The sequence below is a fragment of the Streptomyces sp. SID8374 genome, assembly GCF_009865135.1.
Lineage (GTDB): Bacteria > Actinomycetota > Actinomycetes > Streptomycetales > Streptomycetaceae > Streptomyces.
Window position 1 is genome coordinate 2,809,896 of record NZ_WWGH01000001.1, and the last position, 19,556, is coordinate 2,829,451.

18 protein-coding genes are annotated in these 19,556 nt (G+C 71.7%); 9 read left to right on the forward strand and 9 right to left on the reverse strand.

The window, feature by feature from the left end; all coding sequences use genetic code 11:
- Positions 1 to 43 precede the first annotated feature (43 nt).
- Positions 44 to 1,534 (forward strand): MFS transporter, encoded by a 1,491-nt coding sequence (locus GTY67_RS12340; RefSeq protein WP_202461971.1) that lies wholly within the window; start codon positions 44 to 46, stop codon positions 1,532 to 1,534.
- A 73-nt stretch (positions 1,535 to 1,607) separates the two neighbouring features.
- Here GTY67_RS12340 and GTY67_RS12345 read toward each other — a convergent pair whose 3' ends face one another.
- Positions 1,608 to 3,887: a 2Fe-2S iron-sulfur cluster-binding protein gene (locus GTY67_RS12345; protein WP_343238664.1), complete on the reverse strand. Its 2,280-nt coding sequence runs from the start codon at positions 3,885 to 3,887 to the stop codon at positions 1,608 to 1,610.
- A 45-nt stretch (positions 3,888 to 3,932) separates the two neighbouring features.
- Positions 3,933 to 4,733 carry a siderophore-interacting protein gene (locus GTY67_RS12350; RefSeq protein WP_161278675.1) on the reverse strand — a complete coding sequence of 267 codons (801 nt, stop codon included), beginning with the start codon at positions 4,731 to 4,733 and terminating at the stop codon, positions 3,933 to 3,935.
- A 111-nt stretch (positions 4,734 to 4,844) separates the two neighbouring features.
- Here GTY67_RS12350 and GTY67_RS12355 point away from each other — a divergent pair, with 111 nt between their 5' ends.
- Positions 4,845 to 5,465, forward strand: a complete 621-nt coding sequence (locus GTY67_RS12355) for a TetR/AcrR family transcriptional regulator (RefSeq protein WP_093685929.1) — start codon at positions 4,845 to 4,847, stop codon at positions 5,463 to 5,465.
- Positions 5,466 to 5,528: 63 nt separating this feature from the next.
- Here GTY67_RS12355 and GTY67_RS12360 read toward each other — a convergent pair whose 3' ends face one another.
- Both GTY67_RS12360 and GTY67_RS12365 read right to left on the reverse strand, forming a co-directional pair.
- The gene (locus GTY67_RS12360) at positions 5,529 to 6,221 is read right to left on the reverse strand and encodes a DUF4232 domain-containing protein (protein WP_161278676.1); all 693 of its coding nucleotides are present in this window, start codon (positions 6,219 to 6,221) and stop codon (positions 5,529 to 5,531) included.
- Positions 6,222 to 6,353: 132 nt separating this feature from the next.
- Complete coding sequence (locus GTY67_RS12365) at positions 6,354 to 6,902, reverse strand: ATP-binding protein (protein WP_161278677.1); 549 nt, start codon at positions 6,900 to 6,902, stop codon at positions 6,354 to 6,356.
- 167 nt (positions 6,903 to 7,069) lie between these two features.
- Between GTY67_RS12365 and GTY67_RS12370 the strand changes: the two genes are divergently transcribed.
- The 4 genes from GTY67_RS12370 to GTY67_RS12380 all read left to right on the forward strand — a co-directional run bounded on the left by GTY67_RS12370 (position 7,070) and on the right by GTY67_RS12380 (position 9,905).
- Complete coding sequence (locus GTY67_RS12370; protein ID WP_161280054.1) at positions 7,070 to 7,984, forward strand: helix-turn-helix transcriptional regulator; 915 nt, start codon at positions 7,070 to 7,072, stop codon at positions 7,982 to 7,984.
- A complete protein-coding gene (locus tag GTY67_RS34885) occupies positions 7,947 to 8,069 on the forward strand; it encodes a DUF397 domain-containing protein (protein WP_343238665.1) in 123 nt (40 codons plus the stop codon). Before GTY67_RS12370 ends, GTY67_RS34885 begins: the two co-directional genes overlap by 38 nt.
- A 128-nt stretch (positions 8,070 to 8,197) precedes the next feature.
- Positions 8,198 to 9,034, forward strand: a complete 837-nt coding sequence (locus tag GTY67_RS12375) for a hypothetical protein (RefSeq protein WP_343238666.1) — start codon at positions 8,198 to 8,200, stop codon at positions 9,032 to 9,034.
- 124 nt (positions 9,035 to 9,158) lie between these two features.
- Positions 9,159 to 9,905 (forward strand): aminotransferase class I/II-fold pyridoxal phosphate-dependent enzyme, encoded by a 747-nt coding sequence (locus tag GTY67_RS12380; RefSeq protein WP_237502760.1) that lies wholly within the window; start codon positions 9,159 to 9,161, stop codon positions 9,903 to 9,905.
- A 965-nt stretch (positions 9,906 to 10,870) separates the two neighbouring features.
- On the opposite strand, the gene GTY67_RS34505 is transcribed toward GTY67_RS12380, so the two are convergent.
- Positions 10,871 to 11,272, reverse strand: coding sequence for a hypothetical protein (locus tag GTY67_RS34505; RefSeq protein WP_202461414.1), 402 nt, complete (start codon positions 11,270 to 11,272; stop codon positions 10,871 to 10,873).
- A 224-nt stretch (positions 11,273 to 11,496) separates the two neighbouring features.
- Between GTY67_RS34505 and GTY67_RS12385 the strand changes: the two genes are divergently transcribed.
- Positions 11,497 to 11,868, forward strand: a complete 372-nt coding sequence (locus tag GTY67_RS12385) for a hypothetical protein (RefSeq protein ID WP_237502598.1) — start codon at positions 11,497 to 11,499, stop codon at positions 11,866 to 11,868.
- Between the two features lie 471 nt (positions 11,869 to 12,339).
- Here the strand turns inward: GTY67_RS12385 and GTY67_RS12390 are convergent, their stop codons facing one another.
- From GTY67_RS12390 to GTY67_RS12405, 4 genes are all read right to left on the reverse strand, one after another.
- The gene (locus GTY67_RS12390; protein WP_161278679.1) at positions 12,340 to 13,263 is read right to left on the reverse strand and encodes an aldo/keto reductase; all 924 of its coding nucleotides are present in this window, start codon (positions 13,261 to 13,263) and stop codon (positions 12,340 to 12,342) included.
- Positions 13,264 to 13,439: 176 nt separating this feature from the next.
- On the reverse strand, positions 13,440 to 14,348 hold the full coding sequence (locus GTY67_RS12395) for a cellulose-binding protein (protein ID WP_161278680.1): 909 nt from the start codon (positions 14,346 to 14,348) through the stop codon (positions 13,440 to 13,442).
- A 229-nt stretch (positions 14,349 to 14,577) separates the two neighbouring features.
- Complete coding sequence (locus tag GTY67_RS12400; RefSeq protein ID WP_161278681.1) at positions 14,578 to 17,208, reverse strand: SUKH-4 family immunity protein; 2,631 nt, start codon at positions 17,206 to 17,208, stop codon at positions 14,578 to 14,580.
- Entirely contained in the window at positions 17,205 to 18,182 is a 978-nt protein-coding gene (locus GTY67_RS12405) for an SMI1/KNR4 family protein (RefSeq protein WP_093685780.1), read from the reverse strand. The genes GTY67_RS12400 and GTY67_RS12405 overlap by 4 nt, the downstream gene beginning before the upstream one ends.
- A 236-nt stretch (positions 18,183 to 18,418) precedes the next feature.
- Here GTY67_RS12405 and GTY67_RS12410 point away from each other — a divergent pair, with 236 nt between their 5' ends.
- On the forward strand, positions 18,419 to 18,952 hold the full coding sequence (locus GTY67_RS12410; protein WP_026242143.1) for a YwqJ-related putative deaminase: 534 nt from the start codon (positions 18,419 to 18,421) through the stop codon (positions 18,950 to 18,952).
- Positions 18,953 to 18,962: 10 nt separating this feature from the next.
- On the forward strand, positions 18,963 to 19,484 hold the full coding sequence (locus tag GTY67_RS12415; RefSeq protein ID WP_093685782.1) for an SUKH-3 domain-containing protein: 522 nt from the start codon (positions 18,963 to 18,965) through the stop codon (positions 19,482 to 19,484).
- Positions 19,485 to 19,556 lie beyond the last annotated feature (72 nt).

Consider the following 19,556-nt stretch of genomic DNA (forward strand, 5'->3'; position numbering starts at 1 on the left):
GCTCACCACCCCGCGCGGCCGCCGCCCCGTCGTCGCGGCCCTCATGCTCGGCATGGCGCTGGCCGCCATCGACGGCACCATCGTCTCCACCGCCGTACCCCAGATCGTCGGCGACCTCGGCGGGTTCACCGTCTTCTCCTGGCTCTTCTCCGGCTACCTGCTCGCCGTCACCGTCACGCTCCCGGTGTACGGGAAGCTCTCCGACACCTTCGGCCGCAAGCCGGTCCTGATCGCCGGGATCATCCTCTTCCTCGTCGGCTCCCTGCTCTGCGCGGCCGCCTGGAACATGGGCGCGCTCATCGCCTTCCGCGTCGTCCAGGGCCTCGGCGGCGGCGCCCTCCAAGGCACCGTCCAGACCATCGCCGCCGACCTCTACCCCCTGAAGGAACGCCCGCGCATCCAGGCCAAGTTGTCCACCGTCTGGGCCACCTCGGCGGTGGCCGGGCCCGTGGTCGGCGGGCTGCTCGCCGGGTACGCCGACTGGCGGTGGATCTTCCTGATCAACCTGCCGGTCGGCGCGATCGCCCTCTGGCTGGTCGTCCGCCACCTCCACGAACCCGCACGCCCCCGGCCGAAGACCCGTCCCCGTATCGACTGGGCGGGCGCGCTCGCCGTCTTCGCGACCGGCACCCTGCTGCTCACCGCGCTCGTCCAGGGCGGGGTCGCCTGGCCCTGGCTCTCGGCGCCCTCGCTCGGCCTGTTCGCGGCGAGCGCGGCACTGGCGGCGCTGACCGTGGTCATCGAACGACGGGCGGCCGAACCGATCATCCCCGGCTGGGTCTGGCGCCGCCGCACCATCGCCTCGGTCAACCTGGCGCTGGGCGCGATGGGGCTGCTCATGGTCGCGCCGACCGTCTTCCTCCCGACGTACGCGCAGTCGGTCCTCGGCCTCGGCCCGATCGCCGCCGGGTTCGTGCTCTCCGTGATGACCCTGAGCTGGCCGGTCTCGGCAGCGCTCTCCGACCGGGTCTACAACCGCATCGGCTTCCGGCTCACCGCCATCATCGGCATGAGCGCCGCGCTGCTGATCCTGCTGGCCTTCCCGCTGCTCCCCTACCCCGGCGAACCCTGGCAGCCCGCCCTGATCATGCTGCTCCTCGGCGCGGCCCTCGGCCTCTTCCAACTCCCCCTGATCGTCGGGGTGCAGTCGACGGTGGGATGGGCGGAGCGGGGTACGACGACGGCTTCCGTCCTCTTCTGCCGCCAGGTCGGCCAGAGCATCGGCGCGGCCGTCTTCGGCGCGGTGGCGAACAGTGTGCTGGCCGCCCGCCTCCTCGACGCCCCCGTACCCGGGCTCCCCGACGACCTGGACGCGGTCGCCCGCACGCTGGAGGACCCGGGGGCGCTCTCGGCGGCGGCGACGGACTACCTGCGGCGGGCGGTGGACGCGGCGGTGGACTACGTCTACATCGGCGCGGCGGGGGCGGCGGCCCTGGCTCTGCTGGCCCTCGTCGTCCTCGCCCCGCGCCGCTTCCCGGTCATCACCGAGCCGGTCATCGCCGAGCCGGACGGCAAGCAGGACACCTCCGCCTGAGCCCCGGCCGTCCCCGAAGCCTGGGAGCCGGGCCGGGCAGGAGAGCGCCCCCACCCGGGAGCGGGCGGGTTGATCAGGGGTCCGTGATGTCGAGGGTGACCTCGGACAGCGGGCAGCCCACGCACGCCAGCACATAGCCGTCGGCCTTCTGCCGCTCCGTGAGGCAGTTCGGCTCGCCCTGGGTGACCTCCCCGCCCCTCAGCCGCACCATGCAGTCGCCGCAGTTCCCCACGGTGCAGGAGTACGGCATCGGCAGCCCGGCCGCCAGCCCCGCGTCCAGGAGCGTCTGGCCCGGCTCCACCACCACCGAGCCGACGGGCTCGCCGTCCCTCTCGACCGTCATCCGCCGTGGCACGGTGGTCGCGGCCCCGGTCTCCGTACCGCCGGTGTAGCGCTCGTGGTGCACCTGTCCGTCCGGCACCCCGAGCCCGGCAAGGACCTCCCGGACGAGGGCCGTCAGCGGGGCCGGTCCGCAGACGTAGTAGTGGGCGTCCCGGGCCGGCGGCGCACCGGTGACCCAACGGCGTACCCGGTCCGCGTCGAGTCGCCCGTCGCGGCGGGACAGTACATGGGTGACCGAGAGCCGGTCGGGGTGGTCCTTCGCGAGCCGCGCCAACTCCTCGCCGTAGATGACCTCTTCCGCGCTGGAACTGCTGTAGAGCAACGCCATGCGGTCGTGCGCCGAGCGGTCGGAGAGCCGTGTGCGGATCATGCTCATGATGGGCGTCACCCCGCTGCCCGCCGCGACGAGCACGATCTCCTCCGGCGGCTGCGGCTCCGCGTGGAAGTGGCCTGACGGGCCGCGCACCGCGATACGGTCGCCTGCCCGGAGACTCCGATGGGCATGGGCGGAGAACCGGCCGCCCTCGATGTGCTTGACGGTGATTTCCAGCCGGGCCGATCCGGGCACCGAGGAGGCCGAGTAGGCCCGCCGCACCGGGCGCCCGTCGATGTCGGCGACGAGGGTGAAGAACTGGCCCGGCCGGAAGTCGAACGGGCCCGGTTCCCGCCCGAAGTCCTCCAGGACGAGGGTGACCGCGCTCGGCGTCTCCCTGCGCACCTCGGCGATCCGCACCTCCCGCGGGGACTGCCGCTCCCCGCGGTCCTCCCGGCCGCCGCCGACGGCCCGGCTGCGGTACGGGAGACGGCGACGCCGCCCGCTCCTGCCGGGCGCGAGGGCGTCGTACCCCTCCTTGCGCAGCCCGGAGCTGTAGACGCGGTCGGCCACCAGCCGCAGCAACCGGGGCAGGCCCGGGACCGCCATGAGCGCCTTCAGCAGGAAGGCGCGTGAACCGCCTTCCGCCTCGGCCGAGTTGGCGGCGAGATGCTGCCCCGCCAGTGCCATCAGGTCCGGCACCGCCTCCTGGCCGAGGCGGGCTCCGGGGGACCACAGCCGCGAGCGCGCCACGGCGTCGTTGCCGGTGAGCTCCGCGTACTCGACGTCGATGAGCAGCGCCGCGTGCGGGGGTGTCCCGCGCAGCGCCATCGTTTCCAGCAGCGCGGGATCGTCGGTGATCGCACCCCGGCCCCGGATGTGCAGCACACCGGTGCGTCCCGGTACGAGCGCGGCGAGGGAGAGCCGGTCGTCCTGCAACAGGTTGCGCAGCGTATCGGCACGCTTGTTGCCCCTCCGGTCCGGCAGGACGAGGGTCCGGCCGTCAAGCACCCGCACCGCCGCCTGCCGGTCGCCGCGCGGGCTCGTATCGGCGCCACCGGACGCGTCCCAGGTGGACAGCGCGAGGAACGGCGCCGCCGCCAGGAACTCGGCGACCCCGGGTTCACCGAGCGGGCCGGGTCCCGGGGCGGGGGGCTCGGCGGGGCGACGGGCGGGGGTGGCCAGTTCGGTCGGGGCGGCCGGAGCCAGGCCGCCACCCGAGGCCGACTCCCCGCCCGCCCCAGGTCGCTCCCACAGCCGGGACCGCAGCACGGCCTGCGCACAGTGCACGAACGCCTCCGCGACATCGACCCCGACCTCCGCCCCCTTCCTCCGGGCGGCCACCGAACCGTTGACCCGCAGGATCTCCCCGACGCCCGGCAGGAGGAAGAAGAACGAGACCGGGCCGTGCGGGTCGGCGGGTTCGGGCAGGAGGAACGAGATCCGCGTGGGCGAATGGACACGGACGAACCCCGGTGCCCCACCGATGAAGGTGGTCCTGCTGGTGCCGTCGGCGGCCCGGTAGCCGAAGGCCGCGACCGGGGAGCAGGCCAGGACGGTCCGGCAGCCCTCGTCGAGGGTTTTGATCTGTTTGAGCATGACCATCGACGGCGGCCGGCCGACGGTCCTCTCGACCTCGTCCACCGTCGTCAGCCGGTGCGCACCGCCCGGCCGGTCCGTCCGGTCCGTCTTCTCCACAGGAACTCCCTCTCCGTCCGTCCGACCGTCCGACGCGCCCCGGTCTCAGCCCGGGCTGGACCGCCCCAGGCGCCAGTAGCCGACGAACGTCACATCCCGCTTGGGCACACCGCGCTCGTTGACCAGATACCGCCGCACCGATGTGGCCAGCCGGGACTCCCCCGCGACCCACGTGAAGAACCGGCCGGACGGCAGCGCCCCGCCGCGCACCCCGGCCAGGGCCAGGGTTCCGGGCCGCAGCGCCGCGTCGTCGCGGGCGTACCAGTGGATACGGACGCCTGCGGGCGCCTCGACGGACCGGGTGTCGGCCGAGGACGCCACCTCCAGGTGAACCTCCGTCGGCGGCGGGGCAGTTGCTCCGTCGAGGATCGACAGGATGGCGGGCAGCGCGGTCTCGTCGCCGACCAGCAGCTGTCCCTCCGCGTGCTCCGGCAGGCGGTACGTGGTGCCGGTGTCGAAGATCCCCGCCGGGTCGCCCGGCTCCACCCGGCGTACCCAGGACGACAGAGCCGTGTCGCCGTGCAGGGCGAACTCGATGTCGATCTCGCCCGCCTCCGGCCGCGCCCGCCGGACCGTCAGGTTGCGGACCCAGGGGCGGACGGACTTCGGCACCAGCATCAGCTGGGCGATCCACGCCTCGTTCGAGACGGTCGGCATCCGCAGTCCGGTCTGCCCTTCCCGGGGGAAGAACAGCCGAACCGCCTGGTCGCCACCGGCGACCACCAGGTCCCGTACGGCGGGACCGCCCAGGGTGACGCTCGTGAAACCCGGGCTGAGGTACTCACGGCGGAGCACCTCCAGCGTGATCATCGTGCGCGACTCGGGAAGGTGGACCCTGGGGATCACGGCAGGTCACCCGCGCCGGAAAAAGTGCTTTCTTCGCAGGTCATGGCACTATTGTGAGTAATAGCTCAGCTCTTTGGCTACTCGCATTTCACGCGCCGCAGGAGGCCCCTCATGCCATCGGCCGACCGTCGTCTCCAACCACGTCGCAAGCCTCGCCAGGTGCGCGCCGAGCTCACCCGCGAGCGCATCCTCGACGCCGCTGCTCACGTTTTCGCGGAGTACGGGTACGCCGCCGGCACCACCAACCGCATCGCCGAGCACGCCCGTATCTCCATCGGGTCCCTGTACCAGTACTTCCCGAACAAGGACTCCGTCCTCGCCGAGCTGCTGGTGCGGCACATCGACCGTGGCGCGTGGACACAGGCCGCTCAGCTGGACCTGTCGCCGGGGAGCCTGCGGACGATGGCACGGGCGCTGGTCCGCGACGCGATCGGCAACCACCGCGACGATCCGCAGCTGCTGCGGATCATGATCGAGGAGGCGTCGTTCTCGCAGGAGCTGCTGGACACGATCGACCGGCACGGGAAGAAGCGGGTGAGCCAGGTACGTGACCTCCTCGCCCGGCATCCGGACGTCCGCGTACGAGACCTGGACACCGCGGCCGAACTGATCCTGTTCACCGTCGAGATGAACACGCACAAGCACATGGCCGATCCGCGGTCCATCCCGGAGGAGGCGCTGGAGAACGAGCTGACGGACATGGTCACGCGCTACCTGCGCGGCGACCGGTAGCCGCCACGGACGCCGCCCTTCCCCGTGGGACGCGCGCGAAGGTGCCGCGCTGACGGGCTCAGGTCACCCCTGGCCCTGCCCGACGCTGCCCATCGGCCCGATCTCCACCGACGGGTCAGGACTGTCGGTGACGGGCAGCGAGGACTCCCCCGGCCACTTGAGGGTCACCGACTTCTTCTCGTCCGGGGGCGTGACCACGAGCTCCTTGATCTTGACGCCGGAACCACCGGATTCGTTCGCCTTGTAGAAGATGCCGAAGTAGGTGGGCTCACCGCTCTTCAGCACCGTCCCGTCGTCCGTCTGGTCCCTGCGCGCCGCAGGGATCGCGCCCTCGCTCGACAACAGGTTCACCCCCGCGAATCCCTTGATGGAGCATGCGCGATCGGACGTGTTCAGCAGCTTGACGGCGACCGTATTGGTCTCGTCGCCGCCGATGGTCGCGTCGCTCGCGGTGATCGTGAGGTCGTCCGTGTGGCACCGCTCCGGCTTGCTCCCCGTACCGGCGGACCCCTGGCCCGCCGAGCCCTGGTCCGGCGACCCCTGGCCCGGCGTCTCCTCCGATGATCCGGCCCCGGTGGACGCGCCCTCCGGCTGCTCGGCGGGAGCGGATTCCGTCTGCTCGTCGGCCGGGGTGGTGGCGCTGGAGGAGGACGAGGCGCTGCCGGCGTTCGTCGCGTTGTCGTCGCCCCCGCACGCGGACAGGGAGAGTCCCGCGACGACGGCTGCGGCAGTGACGGCAATCCTGCTCTTCCGCATGAATGCGCTCCTCGAATGTCATGGAGGCCCCGCCATCCGTTCACCCCTTGTGCGGCGGTATCGGGTGGTCAGGCCCTCACGCGGTTCACCCCCGCCTGCCCTCCACCACACCCTCGAAACCGCTTACCGCCCTCACGGGCCCGCAGGCCGCTCCTCCGCCATGGGCGCCACCGCCGCCACCTCCGCCACCTCCGCCCACACCGTCTTCCCGATCGGATGACGCGGCTCCCACCCCCACCGCGTCGCCAGGCACTCCACCAGGAACAAGCCGCGCCCCGACTCCCGGTCATCCGGCGGCAGGACCGCCTCCTCGGGCGTCCGGCCGAGCCGCGCGTCCGAGACCTCGATACGGAACCGGCTCGCGGCCCCCTCGTGGTCCACCCGCACCGCGAACTCCCGTCCCGGCAGGCTCCCGTGCCGCACCGCGTTGGCAGCCAGCTCCGCCACCACCAGTGCCACGGTGCACGACACGTCCGTCATCGGCCCGAATCCCCACTGCCCCAACTGCCGCACCACGGCGTGCCGCGCCTCCTGCGCGCCCTGCGGCGTGGAAGGGAACTGCCGGGACAGCGAGCCGTACCCGTTGCCGCTCAGCCCGAAGCCGCGCCGGACGGAAGGAGCCGCCTCCCGCCCATCGGCCTTCTCCGCCGCGCTCATCCTCTTGCCGGTCATGGGGACCATCCACTCGCTCGACTCCTCTCACGTCACCCACACGTGCGGGTTCCGTGACGTTCCGTACTCAAGAGTCGGTCGTCCGCCCTAGCCTCGAAAGGTGACAGCGCCTTACCTCGCAGGCCGTAAGGAACGGAAGTAACGCCGTGGCCAAAGCAATTGACCCGCAGGCCTCCATGGCCGCCCTCTTCGGCACCCGCGTGCGCAAGCTCCGCGAGGCGGCCGGACTCACCCAGACCGAGGTGGGCGCCCGCACCCACGTGGTCGGCAGCCGCATCACCCAGATCGAGCGCGCGACCGGAGCGAAACCGACGCTGGAGCTGACCCGGTCCCTGGACAAGGTGCTGCTGGCGGACGACTTGCTGATCGACCTGTTGCCGTTCGTGCACCGTGAGGCGTTCCCGGACTGGTCGCAGGCGTTCATCGCCTACTCGGCGCGGGCCAAGGTGATTCGCGAGTATGCCTCGCACGCCGTGCCGGGCCTACTGCAAACCCCGGAGTACGCGCGGGCGTTGCTGAGCGTCGGCTACTCGCTGCGGGACGCCGAGCATCTGGAGGAACGTGTCACGGCCCGGCTCGACCGCCAGAGGCGGCTCACCGGTCCGGACCGGCCACATCTGTGGATCATCCTCGACGAGGCCGTGCTCCGTCGACCGGTCGGTGGAAAGGCGGTTATGCGCGGCCAGTTGGAGAGGCTGCTCCGGCTGGCCGAGGAGCCCGGCATCACCCTCCAGGTGCTGCCGTTCGACCAGGGCGAGCACGGCTCGCTGGGCGGCTCCCTCACCGTCCTCGTCATGCCGGACGGCTCCGAAGTGGCCTACACCGAAGGTGCGCACAACGGCCAGCTGACCGAGGAACCGGACGAGGTCGAACAGTTCGTTCTGACCTACGATCACCTCAGGGCGATGGCGCTCCCGCCACTGATGTCGCTCGACCTGATCCGATCCGTGCTGGAGGCCGATTACCGTGGAAGCCGCGTCCCGACCCGACCTGACCGCCGCCGCTTGGCGCAGCAGCAGCTACAGCAACCAGGAGGGCGGCAACTGCGTGCAGGTGGCGGACGGATTCCCCGGCGTCGTCCCCGTCCGTGACAGCAAGAGGCCGGGCGGCCCCGCGCTTGTCCTCCCCGCCACCGCCTGGACCGCGTTCATCGACGCCGTGACGGCCGCCGAATAGACCTCGCGCGCCCCCTCCCCGACGCGACGACCGGCCATGATCGTCGCGTTGGTACGCTGACGCACCGCCTGCTGCCCGTGGAGTTCGGGTGCCGGGCCCGCCACCCCCGTACAGCCAAGAGGTGCGCAGTGAACGCAGGTCGCAGCAGGAATCCCAGAAGCCGAAGAACCGGCGTCGTCGCCGCCGCCGTCGCGGGGGCCGTGGTCCTCACCACGGTGACCGCCCCGTCGGCGCAGGCCGCGCCCACCGGGATCGTCGTCTCCAAGGTCGTCGTCAACAACGGCAAACCCATCGTGGTGGGCACCAAGGAGGCGAAGGAACCGCCGGTCACCTTCCAGGTCTCCCTGCCGCCGGGGCTCTCCACCTCGAAGCCGTCCGTATACGACGCCAAACCGTTCCTCTACCGGGGCGCCAAGCTGCCGAAGAACCCGGACAACGACAGCCTGCGCATGGGCATATACACCTGCTATCCGGTCAACGACTGGAACGAGCGCTGCGAGGGCACCCTCTTCATCGATCCGCCCTACGACCTCGCGTCGAACAGTTACGCCACCACCTGGAAGGTGGGCCTCACCCTGCGCCTCTGGAAGCCCGACGGGCGGCTCAAGGCCGAGGAGTTCAAGAAGGCCCCCGGCTCCGTCCAGCTCAAGCGCTGGGCCAAGGCCACCGTCAACGCCTCTCCCGAGCCGGTGAAGAAGGGCAAGAAGCTCACCGTCACCGGGAAGCTGACCCGGGCCGACTGGACGAAGCACAAGTACACCGCCGTCGCGGGCAGCGCCAGGCTCCAGTTCCGCAAGAAGGGCAGCTCGGCCTACACCACCGTGAAGACGGTGAAGTCGAACTCCGCGGGCGCTCTGAAGACCACGGTCACCGCGTCGGTGGACGGCTACTGGCGCTGGACGCACAACGGCTCCTCGATCACCGGACCCGCCACGTCCACCGCCGACTTCGTCGACGTGCGCTGACGACCCGGTCCCGTAACGCCATGCCATCCGCCGGACGCGAGCAGACCGGGCCCGCCTGGGGCACCTTCCTGGAGCTGGAGCCCCCCCGGCCGAGGGGCCGCTGCACACGCGGCTGACCCGGGCGCTGCGCACCGCGGTCACCAGCGGGCGCCTCGCCGCGGGCAGCAGCCTCCCCGCCAGCCGGGTGCTCGCGGCGGATCTGCGGTACTCGCGGTGGGTGGTGACCGAGGCGTACGCCCAACTCGTCGCCGAGGGCTACTTCGAGGCCCGCAGCGGCTCGGACACCCGCGTACGGGCCCGCACCGGCGGCTCCGTACGCGGTGGCGCGCGGGAGGAAGGGGACCGCTGGACACCCCGGTACGACCTGCTGCCGGGCGTCCCCGACCTCCGGGCCTTCCCGCGGAAGCGCTGGGCCGACATGGTGCGCGCGGCGACCACCGAGCTGACCTGGGACGAGCTGGGCTACCCCGACGCGGCGGGGCTGCCACGGCTGCGCCGGCAGCTCGCCGCCTACCTCGCGCGCGGGCGCGGGGCCCGGGTGGAGTCAGAACAACTCGTCGTCTGCACGGGCACGTTGGACGCGGTCATGCGGCTGTGCCGGGGCCTGCGGGCCGCCGGGCACACCCACGTGGCGATCGAGGACCCCGGCTGGACTCAGCTCCGCCTCACCGTGGCCGCCGCCGGGCTGGCCCCCGTCGCGATACCCGTGGACGAGGCTCCGGTCTCGGTGACCTCTCCGTCCGGAATGACGATGCGGATATGGGCGTCTCCGTCGATCACGCCGAAACCGAACGTGCGCCGGTCCGGACCCGGGGCCTTGACAGCAAGGACCGAATTGCCTCTGACGGTCGCCACCTTCGAGTCCTTGTGATAGAGCTCCAGAACCGTCTTGGTTGGTCTCGATGGCCGTGAATGGAACGTCATTTCAGACGAACTGATGACCTTGCAGACGGTCTGCGCGCCCTGCCACCCCCTGGTTTCGGCGGCACCCGTCGAGTTGGACTCGGTGGTCCCGTCGTTCGAGATTCAGCCGATATCCGTAAAGGCAGCGCCCAACCGAAAATTGAATCGGTAGTGTGGACTTCGGCGCGGCCACATAAGCAGCGCCGGTAACGGCAACGCGCACGACGTTAGCGTTTAGAGACATAGATCCCCCGTAGTTCTGGCAAGAGAGCCACACGGTTGGACATGCGGCGGTAAGATCGCGTCTTATGGACGCAGGATTGGCGGCAGTGCTCGGCGCTCTGGCAGGCGCGGTCGGCGCAGTAGGCGGCGCGTGGATGACCTCGCGGGGGCAATGGAAAAGCGCGCGGTTAGCAGCACGCGCGGAACACAAGCGGCAAAGGAGGGAACCTAGAAGCGAGGTTTACGCCAATTTCTTGAACTCCTCTAACCAGCTCCTAGACGCTTGGACTCCCATTCAAAGAATCAGTGACGTCACCCCGGAGCGGCGAACACTCGTTTACGAAGCCGTAGATTCCATCGACAGCTCCTATTCAGCCGTCGCTCTTTCCGGCCCCGAAGAGGTAAGCAATATTGCCGAACTGATCCGAGATCACGCAGCTCAACTGAAACAGGAAGCGCGCTTCCTCTGGGCAGGCCAACACGTAATGCAGGATAACGGGGAGCCGGAGGCATGGATCTTCGATATTGAGAGCAGAATCCCCAGAGCGCGGACAGCTCTATCCGCACAGATTAGGAAATTCACCGTCGCGGCTCGGACCACCCTGGATGATGACGGGAGCACTCTCTAGCTACGCCCGTCGTGGGAAATCCAGGACCCGCCCCCGCATATGAATCTCCAGCGCGAGGGCGTAACGCGGGGTGCTGGTCTCGCTATCGTGCAGCCACATGGGCCCCTACCTCGGCAACGCGGTAGACCGTAGCCCCGCCGCGCACCCCGGGAATGTCACCGAGCAGTGCGCGGGAAAGGGCGGCGAGGTCATGTGCGGCCGATTCGCTCTCGGCCCAGCAATGCACGTCGAGCCGAGGACGGCCGGACACCGGTGTCTGCTGCGCGCCCCCGAGCTGGCACACGCGCACGAACATCGAGGGGCCTCGGGGTCGGAACTCGACGCCCGAAAGGGCCCCCTCCTCGTTGTACGCGTAGCTGTTTCCCTCGATGGCCAGCAGCGGCAGCCGGTCGAGAATGCTGGATTCCTGAACGAAATCCTCGATCACGCCGCACTGAAGATCGGTCGTGCCGAGCTTGGCAGCCTCGGGAAGAGTAATTACCACGTGCCGAATTCACCCTGATTTTGGGCATGGAAAAAGGTTCGACGATAAGCGCGCCTGAATTACTCCCATTTGGCCACACTTGTGACTATTCAGGGTAGATGCAGTATAAATGACCAATCTTTCTCGGCCTGCCCGCGCTTCTAAGGGCGTGACATCACAGCAGCCGGTGCCGTAGCTTCTGTCCCGTGACTACACCTCGCGAGCCGCGCGAAGATCATCACAGCGTGGAAAACGAAATCTCCGGCGGGACATTCCATGGGCCCGTTTTCCAGGCGGGTTCATTTCGCGGTGACATAAATTTGGCCACACCGCATGAAAACACAGAGACGGACGAGTTGGAGTTCCTCAAGGAATTTATGAGCCGCCAGCGCGAATCCTGGAAAGAAGAGAAAGCGGCGCAACAAAAGAAGGCGGCGGAGAGGCGCGCGGAAGCCGAGAAGAAGCGCGTTGAAGAGCAGGTGGGCTGCATCTTCCTTTTCTTGTTTCTGACTTTCACCGTGACCGCTTTTGTGCTGACCTACTTCTTTCACAATTGGCTAGGTCTTGCCTCTGCCGCGCTTGCATATGTATGTCTCAAGGGCTTGATGTCTGACTAGGGCGCTCGTGGCTCGTGTACGCCCGTCGCAGACGGTCAAGCGGGGTCGCCGGCTCGGGCTCGGCGGTGTCCCGCGTACCCGCGCCCACGTCACCTCACACCGGGGCGGGCCGCCCTGGTCGGCGACCGCTAGACAGGGCTTGTCTTTGACGAGCTGGTCCACGGCAGCAGTCACCGCGGCGGCGTCGATGTCACCCCCAGAGCCGGCGAGCGTGGACGCGTCCAGCAGCGCGAGAGCGTCCGCCGGACCACGGAGCCGACCGGCAGCAACGGCGCGCAGTTCGGCACGGACGAACGCTTCCGTGAACTCCTTCCGTACTTCGGCGCGCAGCGCGTCAAGGTCGCCCGGCTTCTGTGCAGCGTTCGAGCGGCGGAGCCGTGCCGCTTCCTGCTCCGCTTCGGTGGCGCGCTTCTCGGCAGCCGCTCGGGCGGTCTCGGCGGACTTCACCGCGTCGGCCTCTAGGCACGTGGGTCAGACAGCGGCCGGGCCGAGCGCCGCCGTGTCCAGGCGCTCCTTCAGCTCCCCCGGCAGCTCCAGCTCCACCGCCCCCAGGATCTCCTCCAGCTGCTCCACCGAACTCGCCCCCAGCTCGTCGGCCACCTCACCGAGCACCGTGAGACGCCGCACACTGCCCGGGTGGTCGTACGCCTCCGGCAGCGGCTTGTCCGGCCGCGTGTAGGCGCCCGAGATCAGCGACGAGTACGCCATGACCGTCATGTCGGCCTCGCCGCGCACATAGTCCAGCAACTCCTGCGTGACGTGCACATGGGCGGTCTCCGGCAGCCCCAGGTCGAAGCGCGGCTGGAGGTAGGAGTAGCGCTGCTGCACGCACGTGTACGGGGTCATCCCGGCCGCCCGGGCCGTGGCCCGGGCCCGCTCGGTAAGCCAGGTGGCGTGGTTCGAGCAGCCGAGCACGTCCGCCTTCCCCGCCCTGACCAGCGCGTCGAACGGCTCTACGGTCTCCTCCAGCGGGACGGTCCGGTCCTCGACATGGGCCCGGTACACGTCGATCCGGTCCGTGCCGAGGCGCCGCAGGCTGTCCTCCGCCGCCTTGCGGACGACGGGCCCCGACAGCCCGTCGGCCGTCTCCAGGCCGGTGCCGGGCACCGCGGGGCGGGCGCCCATCTTGGTGGAGATCAGCACCTGGTCACGCAGGGCCGGGCCCCGGGCGGCCAGCCACCGGCCGAGGGTGGCCTCGCTCTCGTCGCCGGTCCCGCCGGGCGCCCAGAACGCGTAGTTGTTGGCGGTGCCGAGGAGGGTGCCGCCCGCCTCCACGAACCGGTCGAGGATGGCGAAGGACGTCTCCTCGTCGACCGTCGTGCCGAAGGGCAGCGTGCCCAGGGACAGGGCGCTGGCCAGGGGACCGGTGGGTCCTCCGATACGGCGTCGCAGCATGCGGAACTCCTCGGGGTGTCCGGTTCTCGCGCCGGGCGTGCGCCCGGCGGAACCGGCACCACCGTAGGCACCGAACGGATCGGTATCCCGGGCCAATCCGGCGGCGATAAACCAGACCGCTTGCCAGTGGGCCGCCGACGCTGATGGGCCGCCGACGCTGGTGGAGGGGGCGGCCCTCAGTCCTCCGCCGACCCCGTCGGCCCCGCCGTCACCCGGCCCGTCAGCGCCGCCAGTGAGCTGCGGACGTGCGCCATGTGCGCCTGGACCTCCTCGCGGCCCTCCTCGTGCTCCCGCAGCACCCGCTCGGTCTCCCTCGCGATCCGCTCCTCGCGCACGCGGGCCTCCGAGAGGATCTCCGCCGCCCGGGCCTCCGCGTCCTCCTGGCCGTGGCGGGCCGCCTCCTGGGTCTCCGCCAGGCCGCGCGCCGCCTCCGCGAGGAGGGCCTCCGCGCGGTCGGTCAGCTCCTTGTGGCGCGCCTCCGACTCGGCCTCGGCGGCGGCGATTTCAGTCTCGACCGCCTGGTGGCGCTCCTTGTGCTCCTGCTCCTGGTGGGCCAGCACACTCGCCGTACGGCTCCGGGTCTGCGCCATGGCCTCCTCGGCCGCTCCGCGCACCTCCTCGGCCTCCTTGCGGGCCGCCGCGAGCACGCCCTCCGCCTCCCGGACCGCCTCGGCGACCCGTTCCTCCGCCGCCGCCACGGCAGCGGCCCGTACCGCGTCCGCCGCCTCCCGCGCCGCGTCCGCCAGGGCCCGGGCCTCGGCGTCGGCCGCGTCCGCCAGCTCCTGGCCCGCCGCCTCCGCGTCCGCCCGCAGGGAAGCGGCCTGCTCCTGGGCCAGCGCCAGAATGTGCTGGGCCCGCTCCCCCAGCTCCGCGTAGTCCTGCTCGGGCAGCCCCGCCACGGTCTCCGCCAGCCGGGCCGCCTCCGCCGCCAGCTCCTGCGCCAGCCGCTCCAGCCGCACGGCCTCCGCGAGCGCCGTGTCCCGCTCGGCCGTCCTGGCCGCCACCGCGCGGTCCACCTGCTCCGGACGGTAACCACGCCCCCGCACGCCGACCACGTCGAACGCGGACACCGGTCCAGCACTCATAGCCTGAAGCCCCTCTACGACATTCGGACACACGGACACACAGACGCGCGGACGCACACGGGTCTCCCCGCGATACGTCAAGGATGCGGCAATTGGGGTCGGAAGTCGGAATCGATCAGGCGCTTTCAGGACGGAAAGCGACCGGCGTCACACGCCCGGTACGCGGTGAGGCACCCGATCCGTCCCGGAGCGGGTGCCTCGTACAACGCCTATCGGCCAGGGGTACGGATCAGAGCAGACCGTCCCACATCTGCTCCAGCAGCACCGACCACCAGCTCTCCGGCGACGCCAGCGCCGCCGGATCCAGCGCCACCAGCTGTGCCTGGAAATCGACGGTCCACCGACCCGCCTGCTCCGGGGTCAGCCCGAAGCGGAGCCGCCACATCCGGCCCAGCAGCGCCATCGACCGCACGAACTCCGGCAGCCCCGTGTTGACGAACTGCGGCGGAACCGACTGCCCGCCCGGACCCGCCTCCACCGGCACGGCCACGATGTTCGCCGTCCCGTACTGGACACAGATCGCGCGCCCGAAGTCCGTACCCATCACCAGGTACGACCCCGCGTCCGGCGCCGCCTGCACCTGCCGCTGTGCCGCCAGCTCGCCCAGCGTCGGCACCACCGGCTGCCCCGGCTGCGCCCAGAAGAACGGCCCGAAATCGGCGGGCAGCCCCGCCCAGACAAGGGTCCGCGCCACGATCTCCGGGACACCCTGGCGCGACACCGCGCGCTGGTCGAACCGCAGGATTCCCTGCGGGCCGAACGCCTGGAGCAGCTCCTCGGCCACCGCCTCCGGCGGCAGCGCGGGCGCGGGCGGCAGCTGCGGCAGCGGCGCCCGCACCGGGGCCGGCCGCGCCGGACCGTCCGCCACCTGGTGCAGCTCGCCCTGGTGGGTGAGCAGATGCTGCATGCCCTGCTGGCGGCTCGCGTGATCGGTGCCGTACGGCGCCACGCTGGTGATCCGCACCTGCGGCCAGGTCTCCCGGATCATCCGGGCGCAGTACCCGCCCGGCAGCTCGCAGGATTCCAGCTCCGTGTGCAGCTCGATCACCTGCTGCGGCGGCACGTTCATCGCCCGCAGCTCGTGCAGCATCTGCCACTCGGGGTGCGGGGTGCCCGGCGCCGAACGCCGGATCAGCTGCTGCTCACTGCCGTCCGGCGCCCGGAACCGCAGCACCGCCTGGTACCCCGGGCCCACGGTCGGCAGACCGCTGGGCTGCTGCGGATAGCCGTACGCCGGGGGCGGCGGCGGGGTGTGCGGACCGGGCTGATGCCCCTGCGGTACGGGGCCGGGGGCGCCGCCCTGCGGAGCACCGGGCGGAGGTCCGGGAGGGCCGGGCGGACCCGGGACCGGGATCGGGCCGGAGTTCGCGAACATCGTCTCCGCGTGGTGCACCCCGCCGGGGGGCGGCGTGGAGCCGGGCGGAGGACCGGGGGGCCCGGGAGGGCCGGGGGGCTGCGGTGCGCCGGGCACACCGGGAGGGCCCGGGGGCAGCGGGGCGCCCGGGGTGCCGGGAGGGCCCGGCGGGCGGGGCGCGCCCGGGGACGGGACGCCCGCGCCGATGCTGCTCCCGTCGGCGAGCATCGTCGCCGCGTGGTGGACCCCGCCGCCCGGAGGGGGCGTGGAGCCCGGCGGCGGGCCGGGAGGAGCGGGCGGCTGCGGGGCGCCGGGCGGGCCGGGCGGCGGGGTGGCACCGGGCGGGCCGAGCTGGGAGACGAGCTGCGTCGGGATGTACCCGCCCGCCGGAGCGCCGGGCGCACCCGGGCCCGAGGGCGGCGGCGTCGCGCCGGGGCGTACGCCGGGGATGCCGGGCGCACCGGGCGGCGGCGGGGGCGTCGAACCCGCCCCACGCGAACCGCGCGGCGGCACCACGGCCTTGCTGGTGGCCGCGTCCGCGATGTCACCGGCGCCCTGGGATGCCTGCGCACCCGAGGGGCCTTGGTCGGGCTTGAGCGTGGGGGCCACCTGCGTACGCGGCAGCTGGCTGCCGCCCGACATCAGCGCGGTGGGCGCCTCCGCCGACACCACCGGCGGCGGGGCCTCCTCGTCGTCCGTCCCCGACAGCGGCGGCGCGAACACCGTCGCGGGGAGCGGAACGGCCCCGTCGTCGGAGTCGGAGGAGTTGGTGTCCGTACCCGCCCACGGGGTCGCGTCGGCGGGCACGCCGTCGTTGGCGGTCGGCTCGTAGGCCGCCCCGCCCGCGCTGCCGCCTGCGGCGGGCCAGGAGGGGGAAGGGGTGGGGTCGGCCGGGGGCGGCGTTGCGCCCGCGGGCTCGTCGGCGGGGGTGGGCGCGGATCCGGTCGACATGGATCCGGCCGGCGTCGGCGTCGGCGTCGGCGTGGACGGTGACGCGGATCCGGTGGGGGTGGAGGTGGAATCGGAATCGGAAGTGGGAGTGGGAGCAGAGCCGGAAGCAGCCTCAGCCGCGGCCGCGTCCGCCGCTTCCTCCGCTGCCCGCCGCTCGGCCCGGTGGTCCGGGATCCCCAGCTTGTCCGCCGCCTCCTGGAGCCACTCCGGCGGCGTCAGCAGGAACGACGTCTGGTTCAGGTCCACCCGTTGCGGGGGCTCCGGCGCGGGGGCCGGCGCACCGGCCGGGGTCCCGTACTCCTCCTCGTACCGCCGGATCACCTCACCCACCGGCAGCCCCGGCCACAACGTCGCCTCACCGCTGTCCCGGGCGATGACCAGCCGCTGACGGCCGCCGTCCGAGACGGGGCCCTCCGCGCGGTCCTCGGCCCACACCACGAAACCCAGCTCGAACTCACGGACCCGGACCTCACGGTGCTGGTACGCGGGCACGTCACCGTTGACCCACTCGTCCGCCCGCTCCTGCGCCTGCGCGAAAGTCACCACCGCGCTCACCCCTCCACCGGGACGGCGCGCGCGAAGCCGCCGTCCACCATCAGGTTCGCCACCGTCTCCAGCTCCGGCGGGTTGCCCGCCAGCCGCTGGAGGAAGGCGTCGAAGTCCGCACCGCAGGGCAGCAGCAGCCGCTCCACGCGCTCCTGCACGCTCCAGCCGTCCTGGTCACGGGCATCGTCGTACGGGCAGAACCACACCGAACCGACGTCCTGCCCGCGCACCTTCACGGCCAGGATCCCGCCCTGGACGAAGGCGACGCCCAGGTAGTCCTTGGTGAAGTGGTCCCGCAGACACTTGTTCACGTACACCAGGTCGTTGACGGCCGCCTCGTCACGCACCGTGAAGAACGGCTGGTCCACCAGCAGCCCCAACTCGGCGTCCAGCGCGGCCCCCACGGGGGCCGAACCGCCCGCCGCCTTGAGGAAGGAACGGTAGGCGCCGGGCAGCCGGTAGCCGAGGTCCTCCTCGACGCCCTGGATCTGCTGCTCGCTCACCGCGACCGCGCCCTTGGGCAGCCGGAAATGCGCGGGGCGGGTCTCCTGCAACGGGCGCGTACCGCGCCGGTTCTGGTCCACCTCGGTCGTCGCCAGACCCCCGTGGTGACGCAGCAGCGCCTTCACCTCGACCGGCACCAGCTCCATCCGCCGGCCGCCCGCCACGTGGTGCCAGGTCCAGCCGTGCGGCGTCGCCACCGCGGGAATCGTGTCCCACAGCTCATGGCCGGCCGCCGCCATCGCGGCGTTCGCCGACACGTAGTCGGTCAGCCGCAGCTCGTCGACACCGAACCCCTGCGGGGGGTCGGCGATCTCGGCGGCGGCCCGCGCGTACGGCGAGAAATCCGGATGGCCGCTCTCGCCCACGCGCACACCTCTGGGGTGGCGGGACGCCCGGACCGGGTCCGGGAAGTGCACGACCTGACCGGCATAGGCCGCGTTCGGTGGCGCGGCTTGCTGCCCGAGCCGACCTGTCGTCATGGCGGTTGCCCCCTGCTGCGTCTGGTGGTTCCGCACAGCCTAAGCGGTGGGGCAACAGGGGGTCCCGCCCCGTCGGTTCCGTCACGAACGGTCACATTCGCGTGACGGTGAGGCGGCAGTCTCGCACCTTCCGGCGACACGCGCGCGCGTTTCGCCGACCCAGCTTCCCCACGACGCGGCACATTTGGCAGGCTGTCCCCGCAACTCGGGGGATTGCAGGGAGGGACGACCGCACCATGCATTCAGTACAAACAGTCACAAATGGAACATCAGGGGACCCGCGACTCAACTGGAGCAGCACCGAGACCAGCCGCACGCCTCACCTGCTCCACCGCCGCGACGGGATCCTCCCCGCCGTGGCCGCCGCGCTGTCCGTACGCGGAGAGACGCTCACCTGCACCGCCGGCAAGGGGGACCAGCCGCCGGCCCTGCACCCGCTCGTCCAGGACTTCCTCGACACCCTCACCAGCGGCCAGCGCGAACGCTTCACCGGCCGCTGCCCCGAGGCCATACTGCTCTCCCGGCAGCTCACCGCCACCGAGAGCGGCCGCTCCAAACGCGCCCAGCGAAAACCCCTGACCAACGGGGAAGCCCGCCGCGCGCTCAAACACTCCCGGCTCACCGCCCGCCGCATCCGCGAGGACGGCGACCCGCTGCACGGCAGCTACGCACCACCGTGCCGATCCTGTTCGGCGCTCCTCTCCCACTTCGGCGTACGCCCCGTCGACCTCACCACCACCGGCGCCGCGACCACCGCCGAGAAGGGCTGACCGCCCACCGATGCACGACCAGCAGCCGCACCTTCCGCAGCAGCACACCTCCACCCGTTTCCCCGTCGCCGTCGACGCCGCCCTCCGCGAGGCGGGGTGGCAGCCCGGGCGCTGGGACATCCGGCAGGCCGAGGAGTGGGCCGACGCCCTGCGCGCCCACACCTCGCCCGCCGGGCACCGGCACGCGGTGTTCCCGGCGGCGGTGGAGGCCTGGGCGGAGTTCGGGGCCCTGCACATCACGGCGACCGCGCCCGGCCGGCAGATCGCGCCCGCCGCCGTCCGCATAGACCCGCTGCACGGGCTGCACCTCGCCCGGACGCTGGGCGACCTGGGGCGCGCCCTGGAGACGGAGGTGGCCCCGCTGGGGGCGGAGGGCGAGGAGCAGGCGGTCCTCGCGATCGACACCGTGGGGCGGGTGTACAGCATCGATCACACGGGGGACTGGTTCCTGGGCCAGGACATCGACGAGGCGCTGGCCACGCTGATCACGGGCACACAGCCGGCCCGCCTGACCAGCGCGTCGGGGGCGTGAGCCATTTAAGGCCCGGGGGGCGGCCACTTCAGCCCGGGGGGCGGCCACTTCAGCCCGTCCGGCGTTTCCCCT

Excerpts from the sequence above, each read along its gene's own strand:
- GTY67_RS12340 (WP_202461971.1), top strand. The coding sequence starts at position 44 with ATGCTCGGCATGGCGCTGGCCGCCATCGACGGCACCATCGTCTCCACC.
- GTY67_RS12355 (WP_093685929.1), top strand. The coding sequence starts at position 4,845 with ATGCCATCGGCCGACCGTCGTCTCCAACCACGTCGCAAGCCTCGCCAG.
- GTY67_RS12360 (WP_161278676.1), bottom strand. The coding sequence starts at position 6,221 with ATGCGGAAGAGCAGGATTGCCGTCACTGCCGCAGCCGTCGTCGCGGGA.
- GTY67_RS12365 (WP_161278677.1), bottom strand. The coding sequence starts at position 6,902 with ATGGTCCCCATGACCGGCAAGAGGATGAGCGCGGCGGAGAAGGCCGAT.
- GTY67_RS12370 (WP_161280054.1), top strand. The coding sequence starts at position 7,070 with ATGGCCGCCCTCTTCGGCACCCGCGTGCGCAAGCTCCGCGAGGCGGCC.
- GTY67_RS12390 (WP_161278679.1), bottom strand. The coding sequence starts at position 13,263 with ATGCTGCGACGCCGTATCGGAGGACCCACCGGTCCCCTGGCCAGCGCC.
- GTY67_RS12395 (WP_161278680.1), bottom strand. The coding sequence starts at position 14,348 with ATGAGTGCTGGACCGGTGTCCGCGTTCGACGTGGTCGGCGTGCGGGGG.
- GTY67_RS12405 (WP_093685780.1), bottom strand. The coding sequence starts at position 18,182 with ATGACGACAGGTCGGCTCGGGCAGCAAGCCGCGCCACCGAACGCGGCC.
- GTY67_RS12410 (WP_026242143.1), top strand. The coding sequence starts at position 18,419 with ATGCATTCAGTACAAACAGTCACAAATGGAACATCAGGGGACCCGCGA.
- GTY67_RS12415 (WP_093685782.1), top strand. The coding sequence starts at position 18,963 with ATGCACGACCAGCAGCCGCACCTTCCGCAGCAGCACACCTCCACCCGT.